This window comes from Mycolicibacterium cosmeticum, from assembly GCF_000613185.1.
GTDB lineage: Bacteria > Actinomycetota > Actinomycetes > Mycobacteriales > Mycobacteriaceae > Mycobacterium > Mycobacterium cosmeticum.
The window spans coordinates 2,792,313-2,817,564 of record NZ_CCBB010000001.1 but is presented as its reverse complement, the minus strand read 5'-3'; the positions used below and the strand labels follow the sequence as shown (position 1 = coordinate 2,817,564).

The window sequence follows — 25,252 nt, the reverse complement described above, 5'->3', positions numbered from 1 at the left end:
TCCCTCAGCGGCGTCGGTACACACCAGGGCGATAACGAAGACGACTCGACAAGGTAGGTCAGTTCGCCTTCAGGCTTGGCGTTGGGCATAGATGGCGGCTCGGTACTGAGTGCCGTAATCGCCGGAGGACGGGTATGGCGGGTTGGGCAGCACGTGCTGGATCGCTTCGCGGCGGTCTTTGGTGGAAATGACGGTGACCTCTTTGAGAGTCGGATGCCCCTTCAGGTCAGCGAAGATATCGGGATTGACGGTGTCGTCTTCGACCCTGAGGTAGGTCAGGTTCGGGGCCGCTGCCAGACCAGCGAGGCTGCTCAACGACCGCATAGTCTGTATGTAGGCGCCATGCAGATTAATCAGTCGCGACAGGTCGGGCAGCGCTGTGATCTGGGGCAGCGCATACAGTTCGAGGTGTTTGAGCGTGGTGCAGTCAGCGATTGGCGCCAGATCGGAATCTTGGGCGGTGCGCATGCTGGAGATATCGATCATCTGTAGCGCAGGCAGGCTGGACAGGGCACTCAGATCCGGGCACGAGCCCGACTCCAGGGACACGATCATCAGATTTGGAAGCCCGCCGAGGACGTCAACGTTCTTGAGCCTCAGCGCACCGCCGAGGCCCACCCAGCGCAGGTTGTGCAAGGTGCTGATTGTCTCGATATCTTTGACCGGCCGACCGACCCCGAAGCTGGTCAGGTTCGGAAAGCGCTCCAGAAAGCGCAGCGAGAACTTCCGCGTCGGCCCGAACCCCAACGACCTCAGATCTTCGGACAGATAGTTCAACCCGTCGACCGACTCCACGGGGCCCTCGAAGGTGAACGCAGTCAACCACGGGAAATGCGCCAGGAAATTCAGATCGACCATTTCCTGATACGAAACATCCAATGCAGTGATCGCATGCTCACGCATGAACCCTGCCAACGCCGACCACTGCTGTTCGGCCAGCTCCGTCTGTACAAGCATTTCGACGCCGGTTGAGTCGAGGAAGCACCAGTTACCCAGGTTCAGTTTCTGCAACTCCGCCGACAGGGCGTCTCCGTGCGCTCGGGAGCTGGCAGGGTCGATGGTCATTCCACCGCCTCCTTACTTCTGGCCTTTACGGTTCTTCTTGCTCGTGCGCTGCTTCTTCTTCTCGGAGCGGGAGCCGGACTTCGAGGATGATCCTCCATTCTCGCCGCCTCGAGAAGATTGCCCGCCGCTCTGGGCGGAGTCACGGGCCGCGGAGCGCTGCTGCTCTGCGCGCGCTTCCGCTTGTGCTTGCTGGTTGAGGCGCTGTTCTGCGGGAGATGACGGACGCCGCACGGGATTCTGCTGGCTGGCGATATGCCGGTCCGCGGCGGCCTCGTATCGTGCAGCTGCCTCGGGATTCTTCTTGGGGTCGTACACACGGAATTTGTTCAAGCCAATACCGTTGAAACGTCGATTGGGAGCGGCAGCCGAGGGCCTGCGTGTGCCGACCCGATCCATCTCGCGTTGTTCGAGACCGTTGAGTGCGTCACGGTCACTGGTCCGGTACGGGAAGTGGATCGTGTCCCCGGCGTCAGGATCGAACTTGCCCTTCCGGATGTGAGTCCGGATCCGGGCGCGAGGTTTGATGGACTGGCCGACATATTTGGGAGTGCCGTCAGCTCTATCAATCCGATAGACAACACCTCCCTGAGGTACATCGTCGATAGAGAACGGTCGTCCCGGACTGACCGTTGCCGGCGGTTCGGGAGCCTTAACCGCTGCCGGTGGCGCATTGGGTGCTTTAGGGGTCTCGACACCGGGCAGCGGCGGTTTGGTTGCCGCGGGGGCCGCGGTGATGTCGTTGACCAGCTGCGTGGGTGGGGTCGGGGCCTCAGTAGCGGTGTCGATGACCTTCTTGGTCGCGTTGGCGATGTCGTCGGCGTGGGAGGCGAGTTCTTCGGTGGCTTTCTCGGCGACCTCTTTGACCGCGGCCTTGGCCGCGCCTTGCGGGGTGACCATCGAGGCCACGCCCAGCACGTTGGATACGACGCCGAGGGCCTGGTTGTCGGGGTTGAGGGCGGCAGCGAAATCCACCCCCGCAGAGGCGATATTGACCCCGGCAGAGGCGATCATCGCCGCTCCGGCCGGGCCGCCCACGCCGGTCAGCGCCATGGCGACCCCGCCGACGAGCATGGCCGATTCCAGGGGGTGGGCTTTGACGATCCGGCCCACCGTCTGTGCGCCGGCCACTGTCGCTGAGGCAGCCGTCGAGACCGCGCTTCCGACCGCGTTCGCGGCGCTGCTGATGGTGGAGGTGATCGAATCGAACAATCCCGCTGGCAGCGGGATCCCCCCAGGGCCGCCGAGATGCAGGGGCGGGTCGACATAGACCGGCCAGGCGGTGTCGGGGCGGGGGTCGATCACCTCAGCCAACAGATACAGCTGCGGGGCAACCTTCTTCACCACATAGGACGAGGGCACCAGTTTGCCTGTCGCGTCCCGGGTTTCAGCTGGGGAGAACATGCCGACTGTTTCGGCGGTCGGGGTGGCGCGGTTGATGGTCAGGTAGCCGTTGGTGTGGGCCAGCATCACCGTATCGGCGGGGGTGCGCACGAAGGTGGTGACCATCCGCACGCCGTCGGGGCCTGCGATGCGGGCCACGGTGCGGGTACCGGTGCCGGTGTTCTCGGCCAGGAAATCGAACCCGGCACCGGCATCGGGGTAGACCACCTGCCCGCCGGTGGTGGTCTAGGCGGCGCCCAAACCACCCGGGAGCACCACCTGCACCGGCCCGGCCGCGGTGTTCGAGGTCAACCCGGTCACCGGATCAGCCGGCAAACCCGATGACCGCTGCGCAGGTGTCAACGCCGAGGCAGGGATGGCCAGCGTGGTTGATCCGGTGAATGCCGCCAGAGCAGCGTCGGCGAACCGCTGCGCCGGCGAGGCAGCCGATGCACTTGCAGTCTCTGAACGGCCAGAGTCGGCAAACCAGTGCTGCCCACCGACAGTCAACGCAACCGTGACGACCAGCGCCACTGCCACTGGCCACCACCGACGCACAGCCCACCACGACCGGTCACCCGGCAAAAAATCCCCCACGGCCCAGTTCCCCCTCTACATCAGATCCCCCACCCGCCAGCAAAGGCGAGTTTCTGAAAGAGGTAGTCGGGAACCAGTCCCAAAACCGAACGGTGATCTAGCTCACAGCAACAGATCGTCGGCACGGACCTGGCGACGAAGCTCATCTACTCCCGAACTTCGGCTCAACGGACGTCAGCTTCTAGTGCCAGTCCTGGATGACCTCGTCGGCTATCCAGCGCGCTACCCGCGCGGGGTAAGGAGACGGCAGGATCAGTTCGATCTGACTGAATCCCGCACCAACAGCGTCCGCAACGGCGGCCCGGGTGCGCGCAATCTGCTCGTAGGACACCGGGATCGCGATGGACCGCCGGATCGTGGCCGGGTCGCGGCCGATCTCCGCGCACAGTTGATCGAGTCGGGCGTTCCGCTTGAGGACATCCGTTAGGTCGTCGCCGGACACGTTCCACACGTCTGCATACTCGGCAACCACCCGCAGCGTGGGGGTGGATCGGCCACCGATCACTATCGGCGGATGCGGGCGTTGCAGGGGCTTGGGGCTGGCCAAAGCCCCGATCAGATGGACATGTTCACCTTCGAAGTCGAACGGCGCATCCTCGGTCCACAACCGCTTGATGACATTGCACGCCTCGGCCAGCGCCGTGACTGACGGGCCGAAGTCGTGGTAGGGCAGGCCGTGGGCCTCGTATTCACGCCGGGCCCAGTCGATGTCGGGACGGGAGCCGGCTCCGATGCCGAAGTCGAGCCTTCCACCAGACACCACGTCGACGGTGGTGGCGATTTTGGCCAGTACCGCGGGAGGCCGAAGGCGGTTGCTGGTCACCAGGATGCCCAGTCGCAACCGTTGCGTCGCGGAGGCGAGCGCCGACAGTAGTGTCCACCCCTCGAAGATCGGTCCGCCGATATCGCCTTGGATGGGCAGAAGATGGTCAAAGAGCCAGGCGCGACTTATTTCTGGGATGGCGTCGGCGTCCTGCCAAACTTGCAGCAAGCTGGGGTAGTCCACCTGTTGGGGGGCTGTCATGATCCCGAATGTCGCCATGTGGTGGGTCCTTCCGCGGGGCCGACATGATCTAATCGGAACAGTGTTCCGATGCAAGCCACGTTACGGAACATGGTTCCGCTTGTCGATGGAGGGTGATGGTCGTGTCGAGGCGAGTCGACGCCCGACGCAATGAGCAGGTGCTCTTGGAGGCTGCCGCCCGAGCGTTCGTCGAAGTCGGGGTAGATGCTCCCGTTCGTGACATCGCGGCGCGCGCGGGTGTCGGGACGGGCACTGTCTACCGCCATTTCCCGACCCGGGCGGACCTCGTGATCGCGGTCTATCGTCACCAGGTCGATGCCTGCGCCGACGCTGGTGCGGAGCTACTGGGCACCGGTACCGCCGGCTACGACGCGCTCGTGCAATGGGTCGACATGTTCGTCGAGTTCCTCGTCACCAAACACGGACTGGCCGCTGCACTGCAGTCGGGCAGCGCCCGCTTCGAGGCGCTGCACGCTTACTTCTTGGAGCGTTTGCTTCCCGTGGGCGCAGCGTTACTCACCGCAGCCGAAAGCGCGGGCGAAATCCGTTCAGGCGTAAACGCCTACGGCCTGCTTCGCGGTATCGGAAACCTCTGCGCGGGCCCCGATGGGGATGATCGCTACGACGCTCATCAGCTGGTGTCACTTTTGGTCGCGGGGCTGCGCGTGCAGTAACCACGCGCCGAGCCCGATCGCCGAGAGGAAACGATCACCCTCGTCTCCAGAAGTCGGCGGCGCGAGCTTGCTCAACCGTCTTCCCGACGGGGTGGTGATGGCACCCATCGGCGAGTTTGATTGCTAGGTAGCGTTTTTGAACATGGACAAGCAATCCACCTTGCCGTAGCGCTCAGCCTCGCTCAAGGGGCTGTGTCCGTGGTAATTCTCGAGCGAGGGATTTGACCCGTAGTCGACGAGAAGCCGCACAAGTTCGTCCGTGTCCTCCTCGAAGACAGCTCGATTGAGCGGCGTATTGCCCCATTTGTCTTGGGGATCGATGTCAGCACCGGCTTCGAGAAGTGTCTTGGCAGCGCCGTAATTGTTGTTGATGGCGGCCATGTGCAGAGGGGTGAGTCCGTCGGCGTCGGGTTCGTTGACGTCGTAACCTTCGCCTATCGTGTCGCGGACACTGTCCTGAGTTCCCCGGACTGCCGCTTGGTGCAAGGGTGTGCGAGCCATGTGGGGGAGCTCCTTCCGTACTAGCGCAGAAAGCGGTCAGGTAGACATGCTTCTTCAAGATCCAGGTCCCCGCTAGCCTGCTTGTCCGACAGAAATGCATGGACATGATCGACGACTGAACCGGCGGGGATATCGACTGCGACGATCTGACGCAATCTCTCATAACGACAGCCCATCTCAACCAGCGCGTTCAAGATTTGTTCTTCACCAGAAAAAAAGATGATGCGCACTGTCGAACGCCGTGACCATTCGAGTCGATCCGAGAACCAAACCACGGCGCTATTGGAGTCTGATGGGTGGCCTCGCACGATGTCGTTTACGGCGAGAGGTTTGACGAAAAATGGGATGTTGTCGATCCGGTAGCGATTTTCGCCCAGCGCTTCAACCCACATGGTCTCAACCGCGTACGGAGGCCACGGGTGCTCCGGATCATCGTCCTCTAGAGGCAGGTTGAAGGCCATGCGACGATGCGATTCTCCGCGCGAGTCCGTTGACTCATGTTCAACGCTCTCTCGATCGATCAATGATCAGTCCTTCCAGGCATGCTGACCGTCTCGGCGGTTGGCGTGGCGCGGCTGATCCTCACGTAGCCGTTGGTGTCGGCCAGCATCACCGTATGGGCCGCGGTCCGCACGAATATGGTGGTCATCCGTATCCAGTCGAACCCGAGTTTCGGTCGATTGTGCACTAGGCCCTGGACTCCTCAGACTACGATCGTGCGTTCGCCGTATTGGATATTGAAAGATTCATAATGTTCTTCCGAATCGTGGAGTACTAGCGTGTATTCATTGTCGAACTTCAGGGACAGGGCTCGAGGTCTGGTCTCTACATCAAGGATGTGCTTTCCAAGCAGGTTTACGAGATCAGCGGCAAGCGAGAGCGCACTTTCTGCCAATCTGCTCCCGCGAGCATGAGTGATGACCTCGATATCAGCCTCGATGACGCATACAATCTGCGGAACGTCAGAAACCACTTTGAGGTCGATGGTCGGGTCGTCAAATCGGAGAACCAATTCATTTTCACCAAAACACATCTGTCGCAGCAGTTTCCCGATAAGAAAATCGAAATTTTCGTCAGGAGAAATACCAAACATCGCACCCGTCCACGGTCTAATTACATCATTGGAATGAGTCGCCCGCTCACCTCTATCCAGGATCAAGTCTATGGTTGCCGTTCTTCACTTCTGTTCTTTACGGTGCTTCTTGCTTGTCTTTTGTTTCTTGGTGCTCTTACCCCCGCGGTCATGTGAGTCGCCATGATCTGAGTCGTGCCCACCACTGGGGTCAGACCGTTGCGACGCCGACTGAGCTTCCTTGCTAGCACGGTCGCGCTGCTTATCGGTGACCTCTTGGATACGGGGCGGCTTGGTCTTCACGCTGTACAGCGGGAGTGGATGGTCGTGATCTCTGACCGCTCTCAGCTGGCGACGATTCTGTCCTCGCCGATGACTCTGGATACTCCACATGTGTCCTTGAACGTGCTTGCGCACTGTGTTTGAAGGCTTGTTCGGCGACCACCGCGGCCGTTTCTTCGGCGATCTTCTTGGCCGCCCCGGTCGGAGTGAACATGGTCGCCCCGTCGGCCATCTGGCTGCCAGACGAACCCCGTCATCGCTCACCCGAGGACCCCGGCGAACAACTCCACCGCACTGCGGGGTGCGTCAGGCCCGAAGAACTGCTGCAGATTGCTTGCACTGCGTTGGGCCACTTCGGCACTGCGGGGGAAGAGCTCGTTCTCATACGCAGCCAACGCTTCCTCGATACGGCCGGGGTACGCGATGATCGCTGCGGCCAGCGCTGCCCCGTCGAACATGGCGAGATTGGCGCCCTCACCGGCGAACGGTGACATCAGATGCGCCGCATCGCCGACCAACGTCACCCCTGGCGTCCGCTCCCACCGATGCGTGATCGGTAACGCGAAGATGGGCCGCAGCACAGGATCGTCCAGGTTATCGAGCACCAGCGCGGACAGCGCCGGAGCCCAGTTCCCGAAGTGCCGCTGGATCATTGCCCGCATGGCCGACGGGTCACCGACATCCACAGAGGTCATGAGCTCGAGCGGTGCATTGATCGCAGCGTACCCGCTGAGCGTGCCGTCGGCGTTGTGGTGAGCCAGGATGCCCTGCCCGGGCGCCACCGCCATGAGCGTGCCTCTCCCGATGATCGCTGCGTCGTCATGGGACAGCAATTGACCAGGGGGAGAGCAGATCTCGATGAAGCAGGTGCCCGTATAGACCGGATCGGCGCTCGAGACGCTTCGACGCACTTTCGACCAGGCGCCGTCGGCACCCACGACGAGATCCGCGGTAACCGAAGAACCGTCGGCGAAGTTCACCTGCGGACGCCGCCCCGGAGCGGTGACCACGCCGGTCGCCTTATGCCCCCACCGGATCGTGCCGTTGGGAAGCGAGGCAATCAACATGCTGCGCAGCTCGCCACGGTCCACCTCGGGCCGGGTGCCCAGGGTGCTACCCGGCCAATCGAACAGGACGGTGCCGTCCCGGTCGGTGATGCGCTTGGCATCGTGACCTGGACGGATGAGGGTACGAAACTCGTCGAACAGACCGGCATCGCGCAACGCCGCCTGTCCCGTGTGGGTATGGATGTCGAGTAGGCCACCCTGGGTGCGCGCCGCGGCAGATTCTTCGGCGTCGTACACGGTGGTGGTGACGCCTCGACGATGCAGCGTGCGGGCGAGAACCAGGCCGCCCAGTCCGGCTCCGACAATGGCGATCGATGTCATTCAGCGCTCCTCGGTCATGGCCCGACGAGTGTCGAGCCATTCTTGAAAAGACGCTGGGCGGCTGAGACCGATGGCCTGAGCACCGTATCGACGACCGGGGGTCCGATCGCTTTTCGCGACGGCCACCAATGTACCCCGGGGTGTGGAGGTGGTGGGATACGAACCAACCCGGCCGTCCGTCGACCGACGGAACCGGCGTCCAGAGCCTGGGTGCCACCTGTGGATGTGCGCTAACGTCATGTCCGACGTGCGATAGCGGGTGCCAAGCCTGCTGGTGACATGCGGTCCAGCCCGTGGCCGCGCCGTTGTAGCCCGGCACCCGCGACAGTGGTGTGTGGCCGGGTGAAGCTGCCTGGGGAGGCAACGTGGCGTTGAATGCAAACGTCCGATTTCACGATGTCGTGGTGACCGGTTTCGCCTCCACGACGGCGATCGCTGCCGACGCGGAACAGACCTGGACCGGGTTGTTGGCCGGCGCCAGCGGTATCGAGAAGCTGGAGTATCCATTCATCGAGCAGTTCGGGCTGCCGGTTCACATCGGCGGACCGCTGCGTGAGGACATCGCCAGCCAGGTCAACCGCGTCGAGGCCCGCCGGATGACCCGGGTGACCCAGATGGCGACGCTGCTGGGTCGCCGAGCCTGGACGCACGCCGGCGCCCCGGAGATCGACGCCCGTCGGCTGACGGTGGCGATCGGTCAGGGCTACGGCACCACCCACGACCTGGTCGAGTTGTACGACGACTGGCAGGTCCGCGGCATGCGCGCGGCCTCGCCCCTGACGGTGCAGATGCACATGCCCAACGCGGCCGCGGCCGCCGTGGGCCTGGAACGCAAGGCCAAAGCGGGCGTCATCACGCCCATGGTGGGCGATGCCTCCGGGACGGCGGCCATCGGGGAGGCCTGGCGCCTGCTGGCGCTCGGTGAGGCCGACATGGCGATCTGTGGGGGTGTGGAAAGCGGGATCGAGGCCACGCCGTTGGCGGCCTTCAGTAACGCCGGGTGGCTGTCCACCCGCAACGACGATCCGGAGGGCGCGTGCCGCCCCTTCGACCGCGACCGGGACGGGACGGTGCTCAGCGAGGGCGGTGCGCTGCTGGTGCTCGAGACCGAAGAACACGCGAAATCGCGTGGGGCGCAGATCTTCGCGCGGGTGCTGGGCTATGGCCTCAGCTTCGACCCCTCCGAGGAGGGCACCTTCGACCCGACGGGTGAATCGGAAGGCGAGGCGATCCAGCGCGCGCTGCGCTCAGCCGGCCTGACGCCCGCCGATGTCGACCACGTCAACGCGCACGCGACGGGCACCCGCGACGGCGACCGGTCGGAAGCCGCCGCCATCCGATCGGTGTTCGGCGGCCATCACCCGGCCGTCTACGCCCCGAAGGCAGCGCTCGGACAGTCCATGGGCGCCACCGGCGCCATCGAGGCGATCGTGACGGTACAAACCTTGCGCGACAACGTGATTCCGCCGACGCGCAACCTGTACCAGCTCGACCCGGAATTCGATCTGGACGTCGTCTCCGGACAACCGCGCCGGGGTGACTATCGGTGTGCAGTGAGCACGTCGTTCGGCATCGGCGCCGTCAACGCCGCGGTGGTGTTCGGCCGGTACTGAGTCGGGTGCTCTGAACCCCAACCGCTTTCAGCGGTCGAACTTACCCGCCAGATACTCGGCGCGGCACGCGTTTCGGGCCAGCTTGCCCGAGGTGGTGCGCGGGATGACGCCTGCGGCCACCATCCGGATATCGGCGGCGCGCACCTGGTGCCGCCGTGCCACCGCGGCCCGGATCGCGTCGACGATGGGGCCCGGCTCGGCGCGCCCCGACCCGGCCGCGCGCTCGGCGACGATGACCAGCTCCTCGCCGGACACCCCGGGCACCGAGAATGCGGCGACATAGCCGGAACGGACGGCCGGGGAGGACGCACTGACCGTGGTTTCGATATCGGTGGGGTAGTGGTTACGGCCGTCCACGATGATCATGTCCTTGATCCGGCCGGTGAGATACAGCTCCCCGTTCAGGTAGACACCGAGATCGCCAGTGGCAAGCCATAATCCGTTGTCCACCACACCGTCGGCGTGGCTGCCGTCGCGCAACCGGGTCTGCAGCTTGTTGCCGAACACCCGCAGGGACTCGTCGGCCCGGCCGAAGTAGCCGCGCCCGACGTTGTTGCCGTGCAACCAGATCTCGCCGACCACACCGTCGGGCTGCTCCTCGCCGTCGGCATTGGCGATCACCGCCCACTGGTTGGGGATCGGCTGCCCGCATGACACATGCGCGACAGCACCTTCGGCGTCGGCATCGACCACCACGGCCCGACCCTCGTTGAGCTCACCACGGTCCAGGTACACCGCGGCGGCCGCGGCCGACGGCGCGATGCTGGCCACCGACAGGGTCGCCTCGGCCATGCCGTAGGACGGTTTGATCGCCGTCACCGGCAGGCCGTACGGGGCGAAGGCCGCCGTGAACTTCTCGATCGAGGACATGGTGACCGGCTCGGAGCCGTTGAGCAGCGTCACCACGTTGGAGAGGTCGAGGTCGTCGCCCTGCGGCGGCAGCCCGCGCTCGGCGGCCAGCTCGAACGCGAAGTTGGGCGCGGCGGCCAGGGTGCGCCCATGGGCCGACTCGGTGCCCAAGGCCTTGATCCAGCGATAGGGGCGGCGGACGAAGGCCATCGGATCCATCAAGGTGATGTGCGCGCCGCACAGGGCCGGGAACATGATCATGATCAGGCCCATGTCGTGATACAGCGGCAGCCAGCTCACGCTGCGGATGCTCATGTCCAGATCACCGGCCAGGATCATCTGCAGCACGTTGGTACAGACATTGCGGTGGGTGATCTCCACGCCGGCCGGGGTGCGGGTGGACCCCGAGGTGTACTGCAGGTAGGCGATGTCGTCGGTGTCCAGCTCGACCGGGGTGAACGTGTGGGCGACGGCGTCGGGGACCGCGTCCACGGCGATCATCCGGGGCCGCTCGGCGGCCGGGAGCGTGCGCAGGAAGTTGCGCACCGCCTCGGACCCGGCGGTGGTGGTCAGCACGACGGTGGGTTTCGCGTCGGCCAGCACGGCGGCCAGCCGCTCGGTATGGCCGGCCAGGGCGGGGGCGAACAGGGGCACCGCGATGTTGCCGGCATGGATCGCCGCGAAGAACGCCGCCACGTATTCGACGCCCTGCGGAGCCAGGATGGCGACGCGATCACCGCGCGCGGTGACCTGCTGCAGCCGCGCGCCCACGGCGCCGACTTTGGCCCAAAGCGCGTTCCAGCTGAGCTCGACGGCCCGGCCGTCGGCGTCCTGGGAGTAGTCGAGGAACCGGTACGACGGGGCGTCCCCGTAGATGGCGCGGTTGCGGTCCAGGAAAGAGGTCAGCGTGACGCCGTCGGGTATGACGATGGTGCCGTCGGCGCGCACGTAATCCTCAATGCTCGCCGCGGCGTTTTCAACGATGTTGCCACTCAAGGCTTCCCGACCCATAGCACAAATATAGTAGCAGCGCTAACTATCCGGAGAATCGTGGAGTGATGGGAGTTCTCACTCCGGTGCTCATCTGTGACCTGTACCGCATGCGCAGCCAGACTACCGGCGCGCTGTTTCGTTTGTCGGACACGCCGCGGCCGGGCGGCCACGGCCTGGCGGACAGGCAAACGACGGAAAGGCTTGCGTTCGGTATGCCTGCCAGCTCAGCGACCGGACTCATGGACATCCGCAAACCGAAGACCTGAACATGCGCCGTGGAATTTTGTGGTCTACGTCACTACGATGAGGGCGGTTGAGCCAACAGCTTGCTTGTGAGCACTCGACGTGCGGACCGGCGGCTGAGTCACGGCCCGGGCGTCGCCGACAGTCAGGAAGTGGCATATGGCGCAGACGCGAACAACGGACAACGGGCGCCGCCGCGGACCCGTCCGCGCGGACACCGTCCTCACCATCGACACCCAGTGGTACGACCCCGCCGTCACGGTGGTGACCGTCGGCGGCGTCGTCGACGCGGCCAATGTCGACAGCTTGATCGACACGGTGTTGGACCGGGCGATGCTGTGCTGTTCGATGATCGTGGACATGCGGGGCGTCCGGTATCTGTCGGTCTCCGGATTCGAGGCGCTGCGCCTGCTCGATGCCCGCTGCGCCCTGGCCGACACCCGGTGGACGGTCATTCCGTCCTCGGCGGTCCGGCGTTTGCTTCGCCGCTTCGACCTGACCGGCCAGGTGCCCACGACCGCGTCCCTCGAGCAAGCGTTCGCCGCGGCCGAACTGCATGTGCCCATCGTGCAGTTCGCCGGTCCGGATGGGGACAACAAGACAGCCTGAGTAGCTCAGTTCTGCGCGGCGGGTTCGTCGGTGGAACCGGCCCGCCGCGGCCGCCCGGCGGTGTTGAGCCATTCGTCGAAAACCGTTGCTGCGGAGTCGGTCAGCAGCGGGGTGGCGGAGGCGGCGGCCTGCTCCACCAACCGCTCGGCGAGGTCGCGCAGTTTGACGTTGGCGTTCTGCGACAGCGAGGTCAACACGCGGAAGGCCTGCTCCGGCGTCAGCCCGTAACGCAGCATCACCATGCCGATGGCCTGATTGATGGCCGCGCGGCGTGGGGTGATCACCGCCAGTTCGGCGGTGATCTCCTGCTGGATGTCGGCCTGGAAGCCGTCGGTGATGTCCACGTAGAAACCGGCAGTGCCGGCGTGGGTGCCGTCCGGGCCGACGATCCGGTCCCCGACGACCACGACCAACCTGGTGCGACCCGCCGTGTCCACGATTCGGTGCCTGCTGCTGAACGCGGCACCATGCCTGCGGACGTTTTCCAGCAACTCGGCCACCGTCGTGCGATCGTCGGGGTGCTTGTGCGACAGCATCAGTTCCGTCGTCGGCGTCACGGTGCCCGGTTGATAACCGTGCATCACTGCCAACTCGTCGGACCACTCCCAGGTGTCGGAAGCGGCGAGGTAACGAAAGCTGCCCGCGTGGGGCATCCGGTTTGCCGGCTCGTCGTCGACCACGGCGTCACGGTAGAACGGCCAGCGGCCCCGAGACGAACCGAGCGCGTTGGCTTTTCGCTCGGTGGATAACCCAGTACGTCCGACGCACTACTCGAGAACGTCCATGAGCAGCAGCGCGCCGCGCACACTGTCCTCCGCAGAACGGAACGGTGAACAGGTCACCCGCACCCGGGTGGACCGCCCGCGCCGGTTCACCGCGTCCAGGATCACCTCACCCGTGCTGTCTGGATCCACGAACGCGGTACCGATCAGCGGGCGCACCTCCTGTACCGGCAGCCCGATGTCCAGGGTGGTCAACACCATCCCGGTGGTCTCGTCGGCACGCAGGCCCCACAGCTCCTCGCAGCCGCGGTTCCACACCACCACGCGCATCTCGCGGTCCACCACCACCACCCCGAGCCGGATCGAGTTGATCATGGCGTCCATGAACGTGCGGGCGTCGTCGAGCTCCAGGCTGCGCTCGCGCAGGGTGTCGTTGATGGTGTGCAGCTCGTCGTTGATGGACTGCAGCTCCTCGTTCATCGTCTCGAGCTCCTCGTTGGTGGACTGGAGCTCCTCGTTGGTGGTTTCCAGCTCCTCCACCGTGGACTGCAGTTCCTCGTTGGTCGTCTCGAGTTCTTCGTTGGTGGACTGCAGCTCCTCGTAGGCCGTCTCGAGCTGGCGGTTGGTCTGCACCACCTTGTCCAGCAGCGCGCGCATCGCGGTGACGTCGAAGAACACGATCGACACGCCCAACAGCCCATTGTCGGCGTCGACCAGCGGGTTGATGTGGATCTCGAACCACACCGTCTCCGCACCCGGGCGCTGCCACTGCACATCCTGGATCCGCGCCGAGCGGCGCTCGACCTTGGCCTGCTCGACGTAGGCCCGAAGCTCGACCGGACGATACGAAATCTCCAGGTCCCGCAGCAGCCGGCCGATATCGCGGGCCGACAACCCGAAGAACGTCTCGGCCTGCTGGTTGATCATCGCGACGGTGTCGTCACCGGTGACCACGATCTGGGGCACCGGGCTGGCCCGGAACGCCAGATCGCGCACCGTGGTCAGTCCGTTCAGTTCGCCGTGTCGTTCGTAGAGCGCGGCCGCGGGGTCGAAACGTTCCAGCCCCTGGTGTGAGCCGACGGCCTTACGGAAGATCCGGTTCTTCAGATCGATCGGGGTGAAGCGATCGCTGTGGCTCAAGAGCATCTCGGCGTGGCCGAGGAACAACGTGCCCTTCGGGGCGAGCGCGAAATGCAGGCGGCCGAGCACGTTGCGCTGCGTCTCGGCGTTGAGGTACATCAGCGTGTTGCGGCACGCCAGCAGGTCGACTTTGGAGATGGGGGCGTCGCGAACCAGGTCGTTGCGGCCGAAGATCACGGCGCGACGCAAGTCCTTGTGAAACACGTAGTGCCCGTTGACTTGCTCGAAATAGTTGACCAGCAGTTCCGGCGGCACCGACTCGACGGCACGTCCGTCATAGGACGCCGCCCGGGCTTCGCTGAGGGCGTGCTCGTCGACATCGGTGGCGTAGATCTTGACCCGCCGCCGGAACGCATCGTGACCCAGCGCCTCGGCCAGCAGGATGGCCAGGGTGTAGGCCTCCTGACCGGAGGCACACCCGGCACTCCACACCCGGATCGGGTCGTCGGGGCCCTGCTCGGCCAGTAGCTGCGGGATGACGTCGTCCGCGATGCACCGCCAGGCCTCGGGGTCGCGGAAGAACGCCGTCACGTTGATCAAGATGGTGTTGAACAGTGCGGCGAATTCGTCGGAACTGGCCTGCAGGACATCGAGATACTCGTCGAACGTCGTATGGCCGGCCTGATCCATCCGGTGTCGGACCCGCCGCATCAGCGACGTGCGTTTGTAGCCCGTGAAGTCGAAACCGCGGGAATCGCGCAGGTAGCGAAGCAGGGCCTCGAACGAGTCGTCGGTGCTGGCTTCCATGGGGTTACCGTTCAGTCGGGTGGGCGTGACCGGAACACTACCCGCGGTCACAGGGCGTTCTCGGGACCCATCACGGCCCACACCGTCTTGCCCGACACGGTCGGGATACAACCCCAGGTTCTGGCCAGCGCCGACACCACCGCCAATCCGGAGACCGGACTGGCCCCGGCCCGGGGGTGCTCCCGGCGCTGTGCCGGCGCCGGGCTGGCATCCTCGACGGCCACCGTGATCTGGTCGCCTTCGCACTCCAGGATCAGTGCCGGCTCCGAATCGGTATGCAACAGAGCGTTTTCCACCAACTCGGAAGCGATGGTCGCGGCCAGCGGGATCATGGTCCCACGGGCCCAGGCGGTCAGCCAGCTCTCGACCAGTCGGCGCGCCCTGCTCGCGCTGCCCATGACGGCGGGCAGCTGGGCCCGCGCTCGCTGCCGGCGCCGGTGCTCGTCGGCGGCACACGCCGCGCGGGCAGCGGACAGCGTGGGGTACACCGGCACATAGCGGGTGATTCCGTTGCGGCGCAGAGTGTCACAGGTGGCGGCGTCGGAGCAGACCAGGGCGATGGGCACGTCGGGCCACGTGCTGACGTGCCAGCGGGCGCTGGTGAACACCGCCCAAGCCGACTCGGCTGGGGTGCTCAATCCGTTCACGTCGACTATGACGAGGGGCGGTTCTTCGAGGGCGGCCTTGACGACGATGTCGCGGAGTTTGCGGTAGGTGGACCCGTCCAGCGTTCCGGCGCACGTCAGGGTGTAGTCCCCGTACCCACCGCGGGCGGGCCCGTCGATGCGTAGGCTCGCGGTCACCGGTCTGTCGGGTGGTCGAGGCGTGCGCTGAGGACCGCCAGTGCGCGCTCTGCTTCTTCGGCCTGATCACGGAAACGGTCCTGCATCAATCCCCCGCTGACGGATGCGGCCAGCCGGCGCGCGAGCCGGGCCTTCTCCTGCAGGCTGCGCACCGCCACCCAGAGCGCGCCTTCCACCTCCTGGTCGCGGGCCTGCAACAGGGCTTCGGCCGACCACGCGTGCCCCACCTGGCAGCGGTAACCGCCATCCCGGATGGTCGACAGGCTGCCGTTGCAGTCCGGGCAGGTGAAGCTGGACGGGGGACCCAGTTCGTTGGTGTCGAAATCGGTGGCATACGGCCGTGCCATCGCGATGCGGTTCTCCAGCTCGAGGCTGTGGTCGCGGTCCATGGTTGTTTCCTCGATTTCGCGGTGGGACAACCGCTTCAGCAGCGCACCGATGTCGGCGGCGCGCACCTGGTGATCGACCGCGCCGGCGGCCATGGCGTTGGAGGGCATGGCCGGAAAGGCGGCGTCGTCGGGCGTCTGCGCGACGGTGGTGCCGCCGCGCGACTGAATCGCCTTGAGTCCGGTGACACCGTCGTCGAGCACCCCGGACAACAGGATGCCTATGGCCCTGGGCCCGAATCCCAGCGCGGCGGAGCGGAACAAGGCGTTGATGGCAGGCCGATGGCCGTTCTCGGTCGGGCCCCGGCTGAGCACCATCCGGTGATCATTCAGCAGCAGGTGCCGGTCGGGTACGCAGACGTGGATGCAGCCCGGTTCCAGCGGCCCGCCGTCGATGGCGCTGACAGCCGGCAGGGGGCCGGCGCGGTCCAAGATGCGTGCCAAGACACTTGGTATGCCGGGCGGCATGTGCAACGTCACCAGGATCGCGAAGGGTAACTCGGCGGGAAGGTAGGCCGCCATCTGCGTGAGGGCCTCGACGCCACCGGCTGACGCGCCTACGGCCACCACGCCCCGCAGTTCGTCTTGGTCGGCCGTCATGCCCGCCCGCTCTCCGCGTCGGTGCTCTCACTCTAGTTCCGGGCGCGGGTGCCGCGGTGGATCACTTTCGGCGGCCCGGCCCGCACAATGCGTACCCGACGCTGTGAGCGCAAAACCACGGCTCGGTGGTGGGCGGTATGCTGGCTCGGTCCGGCTGAGCAAAAGCCGTCCCGGTTCCGTTCGCCTCGCGCGCGGGACCGGCGTCAACTGGCCCACACTTGTCAGAGCGGACCGAAAACGTGAATGGGTTATCCGGCGTCAGCGCCATCGGAGCAGCACCGCCACCGGCGGCCGTGCGGCCCGCGCCGACCTTGGTCGCTGCCGACCACGCCCCCCTCGACGGTATCCCCGACGGAGCCCTGCGTGTCGAAGGCTTGCTCCCCGGGCACGGCCTGCGCCATCTGCGCAGCGCCGCCCTCGGTTTCGCGGTCGACGAGATCACCGTGGAGCGCCGCGCCCGGGTCGGCGCCGCGCCACTGGCGGGGGTGATGATCGGGACCTTGCTCGACGGCGCTGCCCGGCTGCCCGGGGGCTTCGCGGTGCAGCCCGGCCGACCGGTACTGGCGCACCCGGATCGGGACTGGTCACTGCAGGTGGATCACGGCACGGTGCAGGTGCTCACCCTGGAGCCGTGGCTGCTGCAGCGGACGGCCGATGAATACCTGCCGCGGCGCGGTGATCCGCTGCGCATGCTGGAACCCACGCCGGCCACTCCCGCGCTCACCGAAGCGTGGACCCGCAGCGTCAACTACGTCGTCGAGACGCTCGCGGTGGGCAGCCCGCGTCCGGTGGTGGACGCGTCGGGCCGGGTGCTGGCCGCGGCGGTGCTGTCGTGTTTCGCGCCGACGGATTCGGCGAATGTGCCGGCGGTGCACGATCCCGACCTCCCGATCTCGTTGCGCCGTGCGCTGTTCTTCATCGCCGAGAACGCTCGTGACGAGATCGGTGTGCAGGAGATCGCGGGGGCGGTGCATCTGTCCCCGCGTGCGGTGCAGTACCTGTTTCGCAAACACCTCGACGAGACGCCGACCGAACACCTGCGCCGGGTCCGGCTGCAGCGGGCCCATCTCGACCTGGCTGCCGCACATCGGGGCACCACGACGGTGTCGGAGGTGGCGCGGCGGTGGGGATTCAGCCACACCGGCCGGTTCGCGGTGCTCTATCGCGAAACGTACGGTGTGAGTCCGCACGTGACGCTGCGCGGTTAGTGAGAGGGTGGGCGGATGAGGCAGGACCCGGTGCGGTGACGCACAGTTACGACGACGCCATCGCCGCGGCGATGGCGGATCTCGCGGCCACCGCCGCCGACGGGCGCAAGCCGGTCGCCGAGACGCTGTCGGAGCTGACCGAGGCCGCGGTCGCGATGATCGACGGCGTCGACTGTGCCGGCATCCTGGTCATCGAGAACGGCGAGTTCAATTCGGTGGCAGCGACTTCGGATGTCGCCAGGATGCTGGACCACGCGCAACGCGAAACCGGCGAGGGGCCCTGCGTGGACGCCGCCGAACGTGACGTCATCGTGCGGTGCAACGACTTGCGCCACGACGGCCGGTGGCCGCGGTTCAGCGAGATCGCGATAGCCGAGGGGGTGCTCAGCGTGATGTCGTTCCGGCTGTACACCGTGGGCGTCGACAGCGGCGCGCTGAACCTGTTCGGGTTCGGTACGGGGTCGTTCACGGCGGAACCGGAGGCCTTGGGCGCCATGCTCGCCACCCATGCGGCCGTCGCGCTGGTGGCGGTGAACCGTCAGCAGCAGTTCGAGTCGGCCCTGGCCAGCCGGGACCTGATCGGGCAGGCCAAAGGCATTCTCATGGAACGCTTCGACGTCGACGCCGTGCGCGCCTTCGAACTGTTGCGCCGGGTGTCGCAAGAGTCCAACACGCCGGTGAAGGAGATCGCCGCGCGATTGACCGAACGAAAGCCCCTCGACAGTGCCGGGCCGGTTTGAAGTCCGCTCCCAGCGGGCAATCCCGTTGTGCGCGCGCCACCGGGGTGCACCGTACGAACAGGAGTAGGACCATGATCGGGACCATCATCAGCGCTCTCGTCGTGGGGCTGATCATCGGCGTCCTGGCTCGGCTTGTCATGCCGGGCCGGCAGGACATCGGCATCCTCATGACGATCGTGCTCGGCGCCTTGGGCTCACTCATCGGCAGCTGGCTCACCTATCAGTTCGGCTACAGCAACGCCAACGGCGGTTGGGAGGTCATCCCGTTCGTCGTCGGAGTGGCCGTCGCGGCCGGCCTGATCGCGGTGTACGTGGCGATCCGGGGTGGTTCCTCGCACCGCATGACGCACTGACCCTCGAGCTCGAACCGAAAGCCCCGGCCGATGGCCGGGGCTTTCGCTTTGCCCACATGTCATCGAACCCACCCCAACCTTTTTCTTGACTAATTCCAGATAACGGGTGAGACTCGTCTGCGTGGGTACGGCAGAGGAGTTCCAGCAGATGCTGCGGGATGCCGCCCTGCGCGTGACCCGTCCCAGGGTGGCGGTGTTGACTGCCGTGCACGGACATCCGCACGCCGACACCGACACGGTCATCCGTGCGGTGCGGGCGGACCTGCCCGACGTTTCGCATCAGACGGTGTACGACGCGCTCAATGCCTTGACCGCGGCTGGTCTGGTGCGCCGAATCCAGCCTTCCGGTTCCGTGGCTCGTTACGAGTCCCGGGTCGGGGACAACCACCACCACGTGGTGTGCCGAGTCTGTGGTGTGATCGCCGACGTCGACTGCGCCGTCGGTGAGGCACCCTGCCTGACGGCGTCCGACGACCTCGGCTTCGCGATCGAGGAAGCCGAGGTCATCTACTGGGGCGTGTGCCCCGAATGTGCTCTGGCACAGCCAGTTTGATCATCTGTACCGAGTCCGACAGCCCCGGAAAGGATCGACATGTCCGAAACGTCCCCACCCATCGGTGAAGCCCAGACGGAGCCCGCCGAGAGCGGTTGTCCGATGCGCATCAAGCCGCCCGTCGAGGGTGGCAGCAACCGCGACTGGTGGCCCAATGCGGTGAACCTGAAGATCCTGCAGAAGAACCCGCCCGCCATCGACCCGATGGACGAGGACTACGACTACCGCGAGGTCGTCAAGACGCTCGATTTCGAGGCCTTCCAACGAGATTTCGACGCCCTGCTCACGGACTCCCAGGACTGGTGGCCCGCCGACTTCGGGCACTACGGCCCACTGTTCATCCGGATGTCCTGGCACGCCGCCGGCACCTACCGGGTCGTCGACGGCCGCGGTGGCGCCGGCCGCGGCATGCAGCGCTTCGCGCCGCTGAACAGCTGGCCCGACAACGTCAACCTGGACAAGGCCCGTCGCCTGCTGTGGCCGCTGAAGAAGAAGTACGGCAAGAAGATTTCCTGGTCCGACCTCATCGCCTACGCCGGGAACCGGGCGATGGAGCACATGGGCTTCAAGACCGCCGGGTTCGCGTTCGGACGCCCGGACTACTGGGAGCCCGAAGAGGACATCTACTGGGGCGCCGAGCACGAATGGCTGGGCTCCCAGGAGCGCTACGCCGGCGCCAACGGTGACCGGACCAAGCTGGAGAATCCGCTGGGTGCCAGCCACATGGGTCTCATCTACGTGAACCCCGAAGGGCCGGAAGGGAAGCCGGATCCGGTGGCCGCTGCCATCGACATCCGGGAGACCTTCGGCCGGATGGCGATGAACGACATCGAGACCGCCGCGCTGATCGTCGGCGGCCACACGTTCGGCAAGACCCACGGTGCCACCGAAGTGGAGAACGGCCCCGAGCCCGAGGCCGCGCCGCTGGAGCAGGCCGGCCTCGGTTGGAGCAACTCCGGCGTGGGTAACGACACGGTGTCCAGCGGCCTCGAGGTGATCTGGACCCACACACCGACCAAGTGGGACAACAGTTTCCTGGAGATCCTGTACGGCAACGAGTGGGAGCTGACCAAGAGTCCCGCGGGTGCCTACCAGTGGCAGCCCAAGGACGGTGGCTGGGCGAACTCGGTGCCGATGGCGCAGGGCAGCGGTAAGACCCACCCGTCGATGCTGACGACCGACCTGTCGATGCGGATGGATCCGATCTACGGTGAGATCACCCGGCGCTGGCTGGACCACCCCGAAGAGCTGGCGCAGGAGTACGCCAAGGCCTGGTTCAAGCTGATGCACCGTGACATGGGACCGGTGACGCGTTACCTCGGCCCGTTCGTTCCCAAGGAAACCTGGCTGTGGCAGGACATCGTGCCGGCCGGCACCCCGTTGAGTGAGGCCGACGTCGCCACACTCAAGGCCGCCATCGCCGACTCGGGCCTGACCGTCCAGCAACTGGTGGACACCGCGTGGAAGGCGGCGTCGTCGTTCCGCTCCAGCGATATGCGCGGCGGCGCCAACGGCGGCCGCATCCGGCTGCAGCCGCAACTGGGCTGGGAGGTCAACGAGACCGAGGAGCTGGCTCAGGTGATCCGCAAGCTGGAGGAGATCCAGGCGGGCGCCGGTGTGCCGGTGTCGTTCGCCGACCTGGTGGTGCTCGGCGGTGTGGTCGGCCTGGAGAAGGCGATCAAGGACGCCGGATTCGACATCGCGGTGCCGTTCACCTCGGGCCGCGGTGACGCCACCCAGGAGCAGACCGATGTCGAATCGTTCTCCTACCTGGAGCCCACGGCCGACGGCTTCCGCAACTACGTCGGCAAGGGCGAGAGCCTGCCCGCCGAGTACCGGCTGATCGACCGGGCCAACCTGCTGGGGCTGACCGCTCCGGAGATGACGGTCTTGGTCGGCGGCCTGCGGGCGCTGGGTGCCACCTACGGTGGATCGGATCTCGGTGTGCTGACGGACAAGAAGGGTCAACTGACCAACGACTACTTCGTCAACCTGACCGATATGGCCACCAAGTGGGCGCCGGCCGAGGACGGTACCTACGTGGGCACCGACCGCGCCAGCGGTGCGCCGAAGTGGACCGCCAGCCGCGTCGACCTGCTGTTCGCGTCGAACTCGCAGCTGCGGGCGCTGGCCGAGGTGTACGCCGAGGACGACGCGAAGGAGAAGTTCGTCAAGGACTTCGTCGCCGCGTGGACCAAGGTCGCCAACGCGGACCTGTTCTAACTGCAGCCCTCCCGAGCCAGGCCGGCCCCACCGTGTCGAAGGGTGGGGGCCGGCCTGGTCCGTTTCCGGGTCAGCCGAAGTAATGGCCCTGAGCCAGGTCCTCCAGCAGCCCGACCTCGGTCGGCTTCCAGCCCAAGGCCTTTCGGGTCTGCTCGCTGGAGGCGGCCATGTCCAGGGCGAAGAAGGCGCCGAGCCAGCCGAAGTGTTCCGGCTGGGCAGAGCGCACCGGCAGCCCGAGCCCGCTGCCGATTGCCTCGGCGATGACACGGCTGGCGATGCCCTCCTCAGCCACCCCGTGCATGACGCTGCCGGCCGGTGCGCCGGCCGGCTGCTCGAGCGCCAGCCGGAACAGCCGCGCCGCGTCCAGGCGGTGCACCGCCGGCCACCGGTTGACACCCTCGCCCGGATAGGCGGCAACCCCGGTTTCGCGTGCGATCTCGATGAGTCGCGGTACGAAGCCGTGGTCGCCGTTGCCGTGCACGGTCGGGGACAGCCGGATCGCGACGACCCGCACCCCGCGCTCGGCGTACCCGAGCGCCGCCGCCTCGGACTGTCGGGGCACCCCGGGGGCCGCGGCATCCGATTCCGTGATGAGATCGCCGGCGCCCAGCGCCGCGAGCCCGGACGTGACGAGCAGCGGCCGGTTCGATCCGGCAAGCGCCTCACCGAAGGCGGTGATGGCTTGTCGATCGAGTTCTCCGGCGCGGGCATAGTCGGTGAAATCGTGATGGAACGCCAGGTGCGCGACCGCGTCGGCGTTCTCGGCGGCGGTGCGCAGGCCGGCCGGATCCGCCAGATCACCCCGGTGGGGCACGGCCCCCGCGGCGCGGATGGCCTCGGCCGATTCGGGTGAGCGGGCCAGGCCGGTCACCTCGTGGCCGGCGGCCAGGAGTTCGGCGACCACAGCCGATCCGATGAATCCGGACGCCCCGGTGACGAAGACATGCATGAAACCTCCAGTGATGTCAGTAGCTGTCATCAGGGATAACCCGATGACAGTCGCTGTCATTCCCGCTGGCTAGGATTTCGGTCATGAGCCGGTGGCAGCCCAATGCCCGGGGCCGCCTGGAGGAGGCGGCCCTGGCGCTCTACGCCGCCCAGGGGTTCGACGCGACGACGGTCGCCGAGATCGCCGACCGGGCCGGCCTGACCGAACGCACCTTCTTCCGTCATTTCACCGACAAACGTGAGGTGCTGTTCTCCGGGCAAGCGACGCTCACGGCGTCGATGGTCGCCGCGGTGGCCGAGGCGGCGCCGGAGGCCACCCCGATCGAGGTGATGGGTGCCGCGGTGCGCGCGGCCGGCGCGATGATCGGAGCGCGGCGGGACAGCGCCCGCCGGCGGCAGGCGGTGATCGACGCCAATCCCGGCCTGCAGGAACGGGAACTGATCAAGCTCGCGACGCTGGCAACCGCGCTCACCGATGCGCTGCGCGAGCGGGGATTGGACGACCGCACGGCGCGGCTCACCGCCGAGGTGGGCGTCGCGATGTTCAAGGTGGCGTTCGAACGGTGGATCCGTGCCGAGGGAAACCCCCGGTTCGACGACATCCTCGCCGAAGCGATCGCCGAACTGAAAGTCCTGACTACCGCCGGTTAAGTTGTTCCCCCGCAGGCGAAATGGGAATAGCATGGATGGGTGTCATTCCCGGTGTGGGCCGGCGAATGGGGAGTCGCTCCGCACCGGGCGTACGGGCGGCCGCAGACGCTGAGCAGACGGCAGGCGCGGCACTGGAGTCGGCGGTTCTCCGGTGTCGGTGTCACCATCACCGCGGCCCGGCTCCGGGAGCTGGTCGCCGGCACGGTGGCATCCGATGACGAGGTGACCGATATCCGCTTCGCCCTCACCGCACTCGATATCGAACAACAGCGGCATCAGGCCGCCATGCGGCGGGCCCGGGCCGGCGTGGTGCAACTGTTGATCTTCATCGTGGTCACGCTGGTGGCGCTGAACGCGTTGCTGTGTGTGGCCTACCTGATGCTCAGTGCGGTGCCGTACTGACGGCGACGGTCATCGCGGCACGGATCACCTCGAAATCGGCCTGCGTTATCGAGAACAGCCCGAACCGGAAGCGGTAGCCCCAGCGATCCTTGTCGACGATGAACTCCAGCCGGTCCAGCAGCGGCCGGATCGGTGTCTCGGCGCATCCCTCGAAGACCATCCCGCGCCGCCAGTGACCGTTGTCGGCTTGATACGGCTCGTCGTCGCAGACTCGGCCGAGCGCTGTGAACGCCTGCAGCGGTTCGCCTTCGGGATAGTCGGTCTTCGGTGAGTAGAAGGCGATCCAGTCGTCGCGGGCCAGCCGGCGCAGCGCGTGCGGCTTGCCGTGGTTGGCCTGGGTGAAGCCGCCGGCCACGCCGCGCTCGACATGGCCGCGGCTCACGGTGTTGATCCAGTAGGTCATGCGCGAAGGCTAGGCGCCGCCACCGACAGGTTCAGCCAAGTCCAGTCAGGTTCAGGCGTGCTTCTTCTTGCCGAACGGCAGGACGTGGATGATGCCCACCACGATGGCGCCGACGACGAACCCCACGACCGCCGACGCGGCGGTGTTGGTCAGCCAGGCCAACAGCCCGCCGATGCCCTGGACGGCGTGATGCACGAAGTCCTCGGCGTGGTGCACCAGACCGTAGGGCGCGTGCCAGCCCAGGTTGTCGGTACCGGTCAGCAGGATGTGTCCACCCACCCACAACATCGCCACCGTGCCGACCGTCGAGAGCACCGCCAGCACCTTGGGCATCCCGGCGACCAGACCGCGGCCCACCTTCTGGGCGAGGCGGGACTGCCGCTGCGCCAAACTCAGGCCGACATCGTCCATCTTCACGATGACCCCGACCACGCCGTACACCGCCGCGGTGATCACCAGCGCGACGATCACCAGGATGATCAGTCGCGGGACGAACGGCTGGTGTGCCACTTCGTTGAGTGCGATCACCATGATCTCGGCGGACAGGATGAAGTCCGTGCGGATGGCCCCGGCGGTCATCTGCTTCTCGTCGACCGCCCCCGCGGCGCTGCCGTGCTCCTCGGCGTTGCCGTGGTGCAGGAAACGGCCCAGCACCTTCTCCGCGCCCTCGAAGCACAGATAGGTGGCGCCGATCATCAGGATCGGGGTGAGCAGCCACGGCGCGAACTGGCTGAGCAACAGCGCCGCCGGAAGGATGAAGATCAGTTTGTTGCGCAGCGATCCGATGGCGATGCGCTTGATCATCGGCAGCTCGCGGTCGGCGGTGATGCCGTGCACGTATTGCGGGGTCACCGCGGTGTCGTCGATGACCACGCCGGCCGCCTTCGCCGTCGCCTTACCGGTGGCGGCGCCGATGTCGTCGATCGACGCGGCCGCCAGCCGCGCCAGTGCGGCGATGTCGTCGAGCAGTCCGAACAGGCCAGCACTCATGACGTTCCCCGCATACCCCGCAGGCTACCGGTTGCCCAGGAGACTCACAGCCCCGTACCGGAGCCATAACAGAGCAGATGCTCTGTTATGGTG

28 protein-coding genes are annotated in these 25,252 nt (G+C 66.2%); 11 read left to right on the top strand and 17 right to left on the bottom strand.

The genetic code is table 11. The annotated features are described in order from the left end of the window. Positions 1-69 precede the first annotated feature (69 nt). From BN977_RS13665 to BN977_RS13655, 4 genes are all read right to left on the bottom strand, one after another. Positions 70-1,065, bottom strand: coding sequence for a leucine-rich repeat domain-containing protein (locus BN977_RS13665; RefSeq protein WP_036397909.1), 996 nt, complete (start codon positions 1,063-1,065; stop codon positions 70-72). A gap of 12 nt (positions 1,066-1,077) precedes the next feature. Further along, on the bottom strand, positions 1,078-2,673 hold the full coding sequence (locus BN977_RS33085; protein WP_051561343.1) for a GIY-YIG nuclease family protein: 1,596 nt from the start codon (positions 2,671-2,673) through the stop codon (positions 1,078-1,080). An 18-nt stretch (positions 2,674-2,691) separates the two neighbouring features. Next, a complete protein-coding gene (locus tag BN977_RS33080; protein WP_207384143.1) occupies positions 2,692-2,985 on the bottom strand; it encodes a hypothetical protein in 294 nt (97 codons plus the stop codon). A 238-nt stretch (positions 2,986-3,223) separates the two neighbouring features. Next, positions 3,224-4,066, bottom strand: a complete 843-nt coding sequence (locus BN977_RS13655) for an LLM class flavin-dependent oxidoreductase (RefSeq protein WP_234709549.1) — start codon at positions 4,064-4,066, stop codon at positions 3,224-3,226. A gap of 116 nt (positions 4,067-4,182) precedes the next feature. Here BN977_RS13655 and BN977_RS13650 point away from each other — a divergent pair, with 116 nt between their 5' ends. After that, positions 4,183-4,740, top strand: coding sequence for a TetR/AcrR family transcriptional regulator (locus BN977_RS13650; RefSeq protein WP_036399073.1), 558 nt, complete (start codon positions 4,183-4,185; stop codon positions 4,738-4,740). 123 nt (positions 4,741-4,863) lie between these two features. On the opposite strand, the gene BN977_RS13645 is transcribed toward BN977_RS13650, so the two are convergent. The 5 genes from BN977_RS13645 to BN977_RS13635 form a co-directional block, all read right to left on the bottom strand. Next, positions 4,864-5,241 (bottom strand): ankyrin repeat domain-containing protein, encoded by a 378-nt coding sequence (locus BN977_RS13645; RefSeq protein ID WP_084172496.1) that lies wholly within the window; start codon positions 5,239-5,241, stop codon positions 4,864-4,866. A 20-nt stretch (positions 5,242-5,261) separates the two neighbouring features. Next, positions 5,262-5,702 (bottom strand): DUF4265 domain-containing protein, encoded by a 441-nt coding sequence (locus BN977_RS31860; RefSeq protein ID WP_084172495.1) that lies wholly within the window; start codon positions 5,700-5,702, stop codon positions 5,262-5,264. A 59-nt stretch (positions 5,703-5,761) separates the two neighbouring features. Beyond that, positions 5,762-5,890, bottom strand: a complete 129-nt coding sequence (locus tag BN977_RS33470; RefSeq protein WP_268817596.1) for a hypothetical protein — start codon at positions 5,888-5,890, stop codon at positions 5,762-5,764. 54 nt (positions 5,891-5,944) lie between these two features. Further along, positions 5,945-6,334 carry a hypothetical protein gene (locus tag BN977_RS13640; protein ID WP_131590105.1) on the bottom strand — a complete coding sequence of 130 codons (390 nt, stop codon included), beginning with the start codon at positions 6,332-6,334 and terminating at the stop codon, positions 5,945-5,947. A gap of 521 nt (positions 6,335-6,855) precedes the next feature. Then, a complete protein-coding gene (locus BN977_RS13635) occupies positions 6,856-7,983 on the bottom strand; it encodes an FAD-dependent oxidoreductase (RefSeq protein ID WP_036397906.1) in 1,128 nt (375 codons plus the stop codon). Between the two features lie 365 nt (positions 7,984-8,348). On the opposite strand from BN977_RS13635, the gene BN977_RS13630 reads away from it, so the two are divergent. Beyond that, positions 8,349-9,596: a KasA/KasB family beta-ketoacyl-ACP synthase gene (locus BN977_RS13630; RefSeq protein WP_036397905.1), complete on the top strand. Its 1,248-nt coding sequence runs from the start codon at positions 8,349-8,351 to the stop codon at positions 9,594-9,596. A gap of 27 nt (positions 9,597-9,623) precedes the next feature. Here the strand turns inward: BN977_RS13630 and BN977_RS13625 are convergent, their stop codons facing one another. Further along, a complete protein-coding gene (locus BN977_RS13625; RefSeq protein WP_036397904.1) occupies positions 9,624-11,456 on the bottom strand; it encodes a fatty acyl-AMP ligase in 1,833 nt (610 codons plus the stop codon). 47 nt (positions 11,457-11,503) lie between these two features. Between BN977_RS13625 and BN977_RS13620 the strand changes: the two genes are divergently transcribed. Then, on the top strand, positions 11,504-11,704 hold the full coding sequence (locus BN977_RS13620) for a hypothetical protein (RefSeq protein WP_036397903.1): 201 nt from the start codon (positions 11,504-11,506) through the stop codon (positions 11,702-11,704). Positions 11,705-11,840: 136 nt separating this feature from the next. Further along, entirely contained in the window at positions 11,841-12,290 is a 450-nt protein-coding gene (locus BN977_RS13615) for an STAS domain-containing protein (protein WP_024455469.1), read from the top strand. A gap of 5 nt (positions 12,291-12,295) precedes the next feature. On the opposite strand, the gene BN977_RS13610 is transcribed toward BN977_RS13615, so the two are convergent. From BN977_RS13610 to BN977_RS13595, 4 genes are all read right to left on the bottom strand, one after another. Then, positions 12,296-12,970 (bottom strand): PAS and ANTAR domain-containing protein, encoded by a 675-nt coding sequence (locus tag BN977_RS13610; RefSeq protein ID WP_234709548.1) that lies wholly within the window; start codon positions 12,968-12,970, stop codon positions 12,296-12,298. Between the two features lie 87 nt (positions 12,971-13,057). Next, complete coding sequence (locus BN977_RS13605; protein WP_036397902.1) at positions 13,058-14,899, bottom strand: CheR family methyltransferase; 1,842 nt, start codon at positions 14,897-14,899, stop codon at positions 13,058-13,060. Positions 14,900-14,946: 47 nt separating this feature from the next. After that, positions 14,947-15,702: a sulfate transporter gene (locus BN977_RS13600; RefSeq protein ID WP_051561342.1), complete on the bottom strand. Its 756-nt coding sequence runs from the start codon at positions 15,700-15,702 to the stop codon at positions 14,947-14,949. After that, positions 15,699-16,688, bottom strand: a complete 990-nt coding sequence (locus BN977_RS13595) for a chemotaxis protein CheB (RefSeq protein ID WP_036397901.1) — start codon at positions 16,686-16,688, stop codon at positions 15,699-15,701. The genes BN977_RS13600 and BN977_RS13595 overlap by 4 nt, the downstream gene beginning before the upstream one ends. A 239-nt stretch (positions 16,689-16,927) precedes the next feature. On the opposite strand from BN977_RS13595, the gene BN977_RS32660 reads away from it, so the two are divergent. The 5 genes from BN977_RS32660 (at position 16,928) to katG (ending at position 21,765) form a co-directional block, all read left to right on the top strand. Then, entirely contained in the window at positions 16,928-17,896 is a 969-nt protein-coding gene (locus BN977_RS32660) for a helix-turn-helix transcriptional regulator (protein WP_131590103.1), read from the top strand. A 35-nt stretch (positions 17,897-17,931) separates the two neighbouring features. Beyond that, a complete protein-coding gene (locus BN977_RS13585; RefSeq protein ID WP_036397900.1) occupies positions 17,932-18,636 on the top strand; it encodes a GAF and ANTAR domain-containing protein in 705 nt (234 codons plus the stop codon). A 71-nt stretch (positions 18,637-18,707) separates the two neighbouring features. Beyond that, the gene (locus BN977_RS13580) at positions 18,708-18,989 is read left to right on the top strand and encodes a GlsB/YeaQ/YmgE family stress response membrane protein (protein WP_024455462.1); all 282 of its coding nucleotides are present in this window, start codon (positions 18,708-18,710) and stop codon (positions 18,987-18,989) included. Between the two features lie 148 nt (positions 18,990-19,137). Beyond that, on the top strand, positions 19,138-19,542 hold the full coding sequence (locus BN977_RS13575; protein WP_036399062.1) for a Fur family transcriptional regulator: 405 nt from the start codon (positions 19,138-19,140) through the stop codon (positions 19,540-19,542). Between the two features lie 39 nt (positions 19,543-19,581). Continuing rightward, positions 19,582-21,765: a catalase/peroxidase HPI gene (katG, locus tag BN977_RS13570; RefSeq protein ID WP_036397899.1), complete on the top strand. Its 2,184-nt coding sequence runs from the start codon at positions 19,582-19,584 to the stop codon at positions 21,763-21,765. A 70-nt stretch (positions 21,766-21,835) separates the two neighbouring features. Here katG and BN977_RS13565 read toward each other — a convergent pair whose 3' ends face one another. Beyond that, a complete protein-coding gene (locus BN977_RS13565; RefSeq protein WP_024455459.1) occupies positions 21,836-22,714 on the bottom strand; it encodes an SDR family oxidoreductase in 879 nt (292 codons plus the stop codon). An 83-nt stretch (positions 22,715-22,797) separates the two neighbouring features. Here BN977_RS13565 and BN977_RS13560 point away from each other — a divergent pair, with 83 nt between their 5' ends. Next, a complete protein-coding gene (locus BN977_RS13560) occupies positions 22,798-23,364 on the top strand; it encodes a TetR/AcrR family transcriptional regulator (protein ID WP_024455458.1) in 567 nt (188 codons plus the stop codon). Positions 23,365-23,403: 39 nt separating this feature from the next. Next, a complete protein-coding gene (locus BN977_RS13555) occupies positions 23,404-23,766 on the top strand; it encodes a hypothetical protein (protein WP_024455457.1) in 363 nt (120 codons plus the stop codon). On the opposite strand, the gene BN977_RS13550 is transcribed toward BN977_RS13555, so the two are convergent. After that, the gene (locus BN977_RS13550; RefSeq protein WP_036397898.1) at positions 23,747-24,169 is read right to left on the bottom strand and encodes an EVE domain-containing protein; all 423 of its coding nucleotides are present in this window, start codon (positions 24,167-24,169) and stop codon (positions 23,747-23,749) included. The genes BN977_RS13555 and BN977_RS13550 overlap by 20 nt on opposite strands. 51 nt (positions 24,170-24,220) lie before the next feature. After that, positions 24,221-25,159: a DUF808 domain-containing protein gene (locus tag BN977_RS13545; protein WP_036397897.1), complete on the bottom strand. Its 939-nt coding sequence runs from the start codon at positions 25,157-25,159 to the stop codon at positions 24,221-24,223. Positions 25,160-25,252 lie beyond the last annotated feature (93 nt).

Excerpts from the sequence above, each read along its gene's own strand:
- BN977_RS13665 (WP_036397909.1), bottom strand. The coding sequence starts at position 1,065 with ATGACCATCGACCCTGCCAGCTCCCGAGCGCACGGAGACGCCCTGTCG.
- BN977_RS13655 (WP_234709549.1), bottom strand. The coding sequence starts at position 4,066 with ATGACAGCCCCCCAACAGGTGGACTACCCCAGCTTGCTGCAAGTTTGG.
- BN977_RS13650 (WP_036399073.1), top strand. The coding sequence starts at position 4,183 with ATGGTCGTGTCGAGGCGAGTCGACGCCCGACGCAATGAGCAGGTGCTC.
- BN977_RS13645 (WP_084172496.1), bottom strand. The coding sequence starts at position 5,241 with ATGGCTCGCACACCCTTGCACCAAGCGGCAGTCCGGGGAACTCAGGAC.
- BN977_RS31860 (WP_084172495.1), bottom strand. The coding sequence starts at position 5,702 with ATGGCCTTCAACCTGCCTCTAGAGGACGATGATCCGGAGCACCCGTGG.
- BN977_RS33470 (WP_268817596.1), bottom strand. The coding sequence starts at position 5,890 with ATGACCACCATATTCGTGCGGACCGCGGCCCATACGGTGATGCTGGCC.
- BN977_RS13640 (WP_131590105.1), bottom strand. The coding sequence starts at position 6,334 with ATGTTTGGTATTTCTCCTGACGAAAATTTCGATTTTCTTATCGGGAAA.
- BN977_RS13635 (WP_036397906.1), bottom strand. The coding sequence starts at position 7,983 with ATGACATCGATCGCCATTGTCGGAGCCGGACTGGGCGGCCTGGTTCTC.
- BN977_RS13625 (WP_036397904.1), bottom strand. The coding sequence starts at position 11,456 with ATGGGTCGGGAAGCCTTGAGTGGCAACATCGTTGAAAACGCCGCGGCG.
- BN977_RS13620 (WP_036397903.1), top strand. The coding sequence starts at position 11,504 with ATGGGAGTTCTCACTCCGGTGCTCATCTGTGACCTGTACCGCATGCGC.
- BN977_RS13615 (WP_024455469.1), top strand. The coding sequence starts at position 11,841 with ATGGCGCAGACGCGAACAACGGACAACGGGCGCCGCCGCGGACCCGTC.
- BN977_RS13605 (WP_036397902.1), bottom strand. The coding sequence starts at position 14,899 with ATGGAAGCCAGCACCGACGACTCGTTCGAGGCCCTGCTTCGCTACCTG.
- BN977_RS13595 (WP_036397901.1), bottom strand. The coding sequence starts at position 16,688 with ATGACGGCCGACCAAGACGAACTGCGGGGCGTGGTGGCCGTAGGCGCG.
- BN977_RS13580 (WP_024455462.1), top strand. The coding sequence starts at position 18,708 with ATGATCGGGACCATCATCAGCGCTCTCGTCGTGGGGCTGATCATCGGC.
- BN977_RS13575 (WP_036399062.1), top strand. The coding sequence starts at position 19,138 with ATGCTGCGGGATGCCGCCCTGCGCGTGACCCGTCCCAGGGTGGCGGTG.
- katG (WP_036397899.1), top strand. The coding sequence starts at position 19,582 with ATGTCCGAAACGTCCCCACCCATCGGTGAAGCCCAGACGGAGCCCGCC.
- BN977_RS13565 (WP_024455459.1), bottom strand. The coding sequence starts at position 22,714 with ATGCATGTCTTCGTCACCGGGGCGTCCGGATTCATCGGATCGGCTGTG.
- BN977_RS13560 (WP_024455458.1), top strand. The coding sequence starts at position 22,798 with ATGAGCCGGTGGCAGCCCAATGCCCGGGGCCGCCTGGAGGAGGCGGCC.
- BN977_RS13550 (WP_036397898.1), bottom strand. The coding sequence starts at position 24,169 with ATGACCTACTGGATCAACACCGTGAGCCGCGGCCATGTCGAGCGCGGC.
- BN977_RS13545 (WP_036397897.1), bottom strand. The coding sequence starts at position 25,159 with ATGAGTGCTGGCCTGTTCGGACTGCTCGACGACATCGCCGCACTGGCG.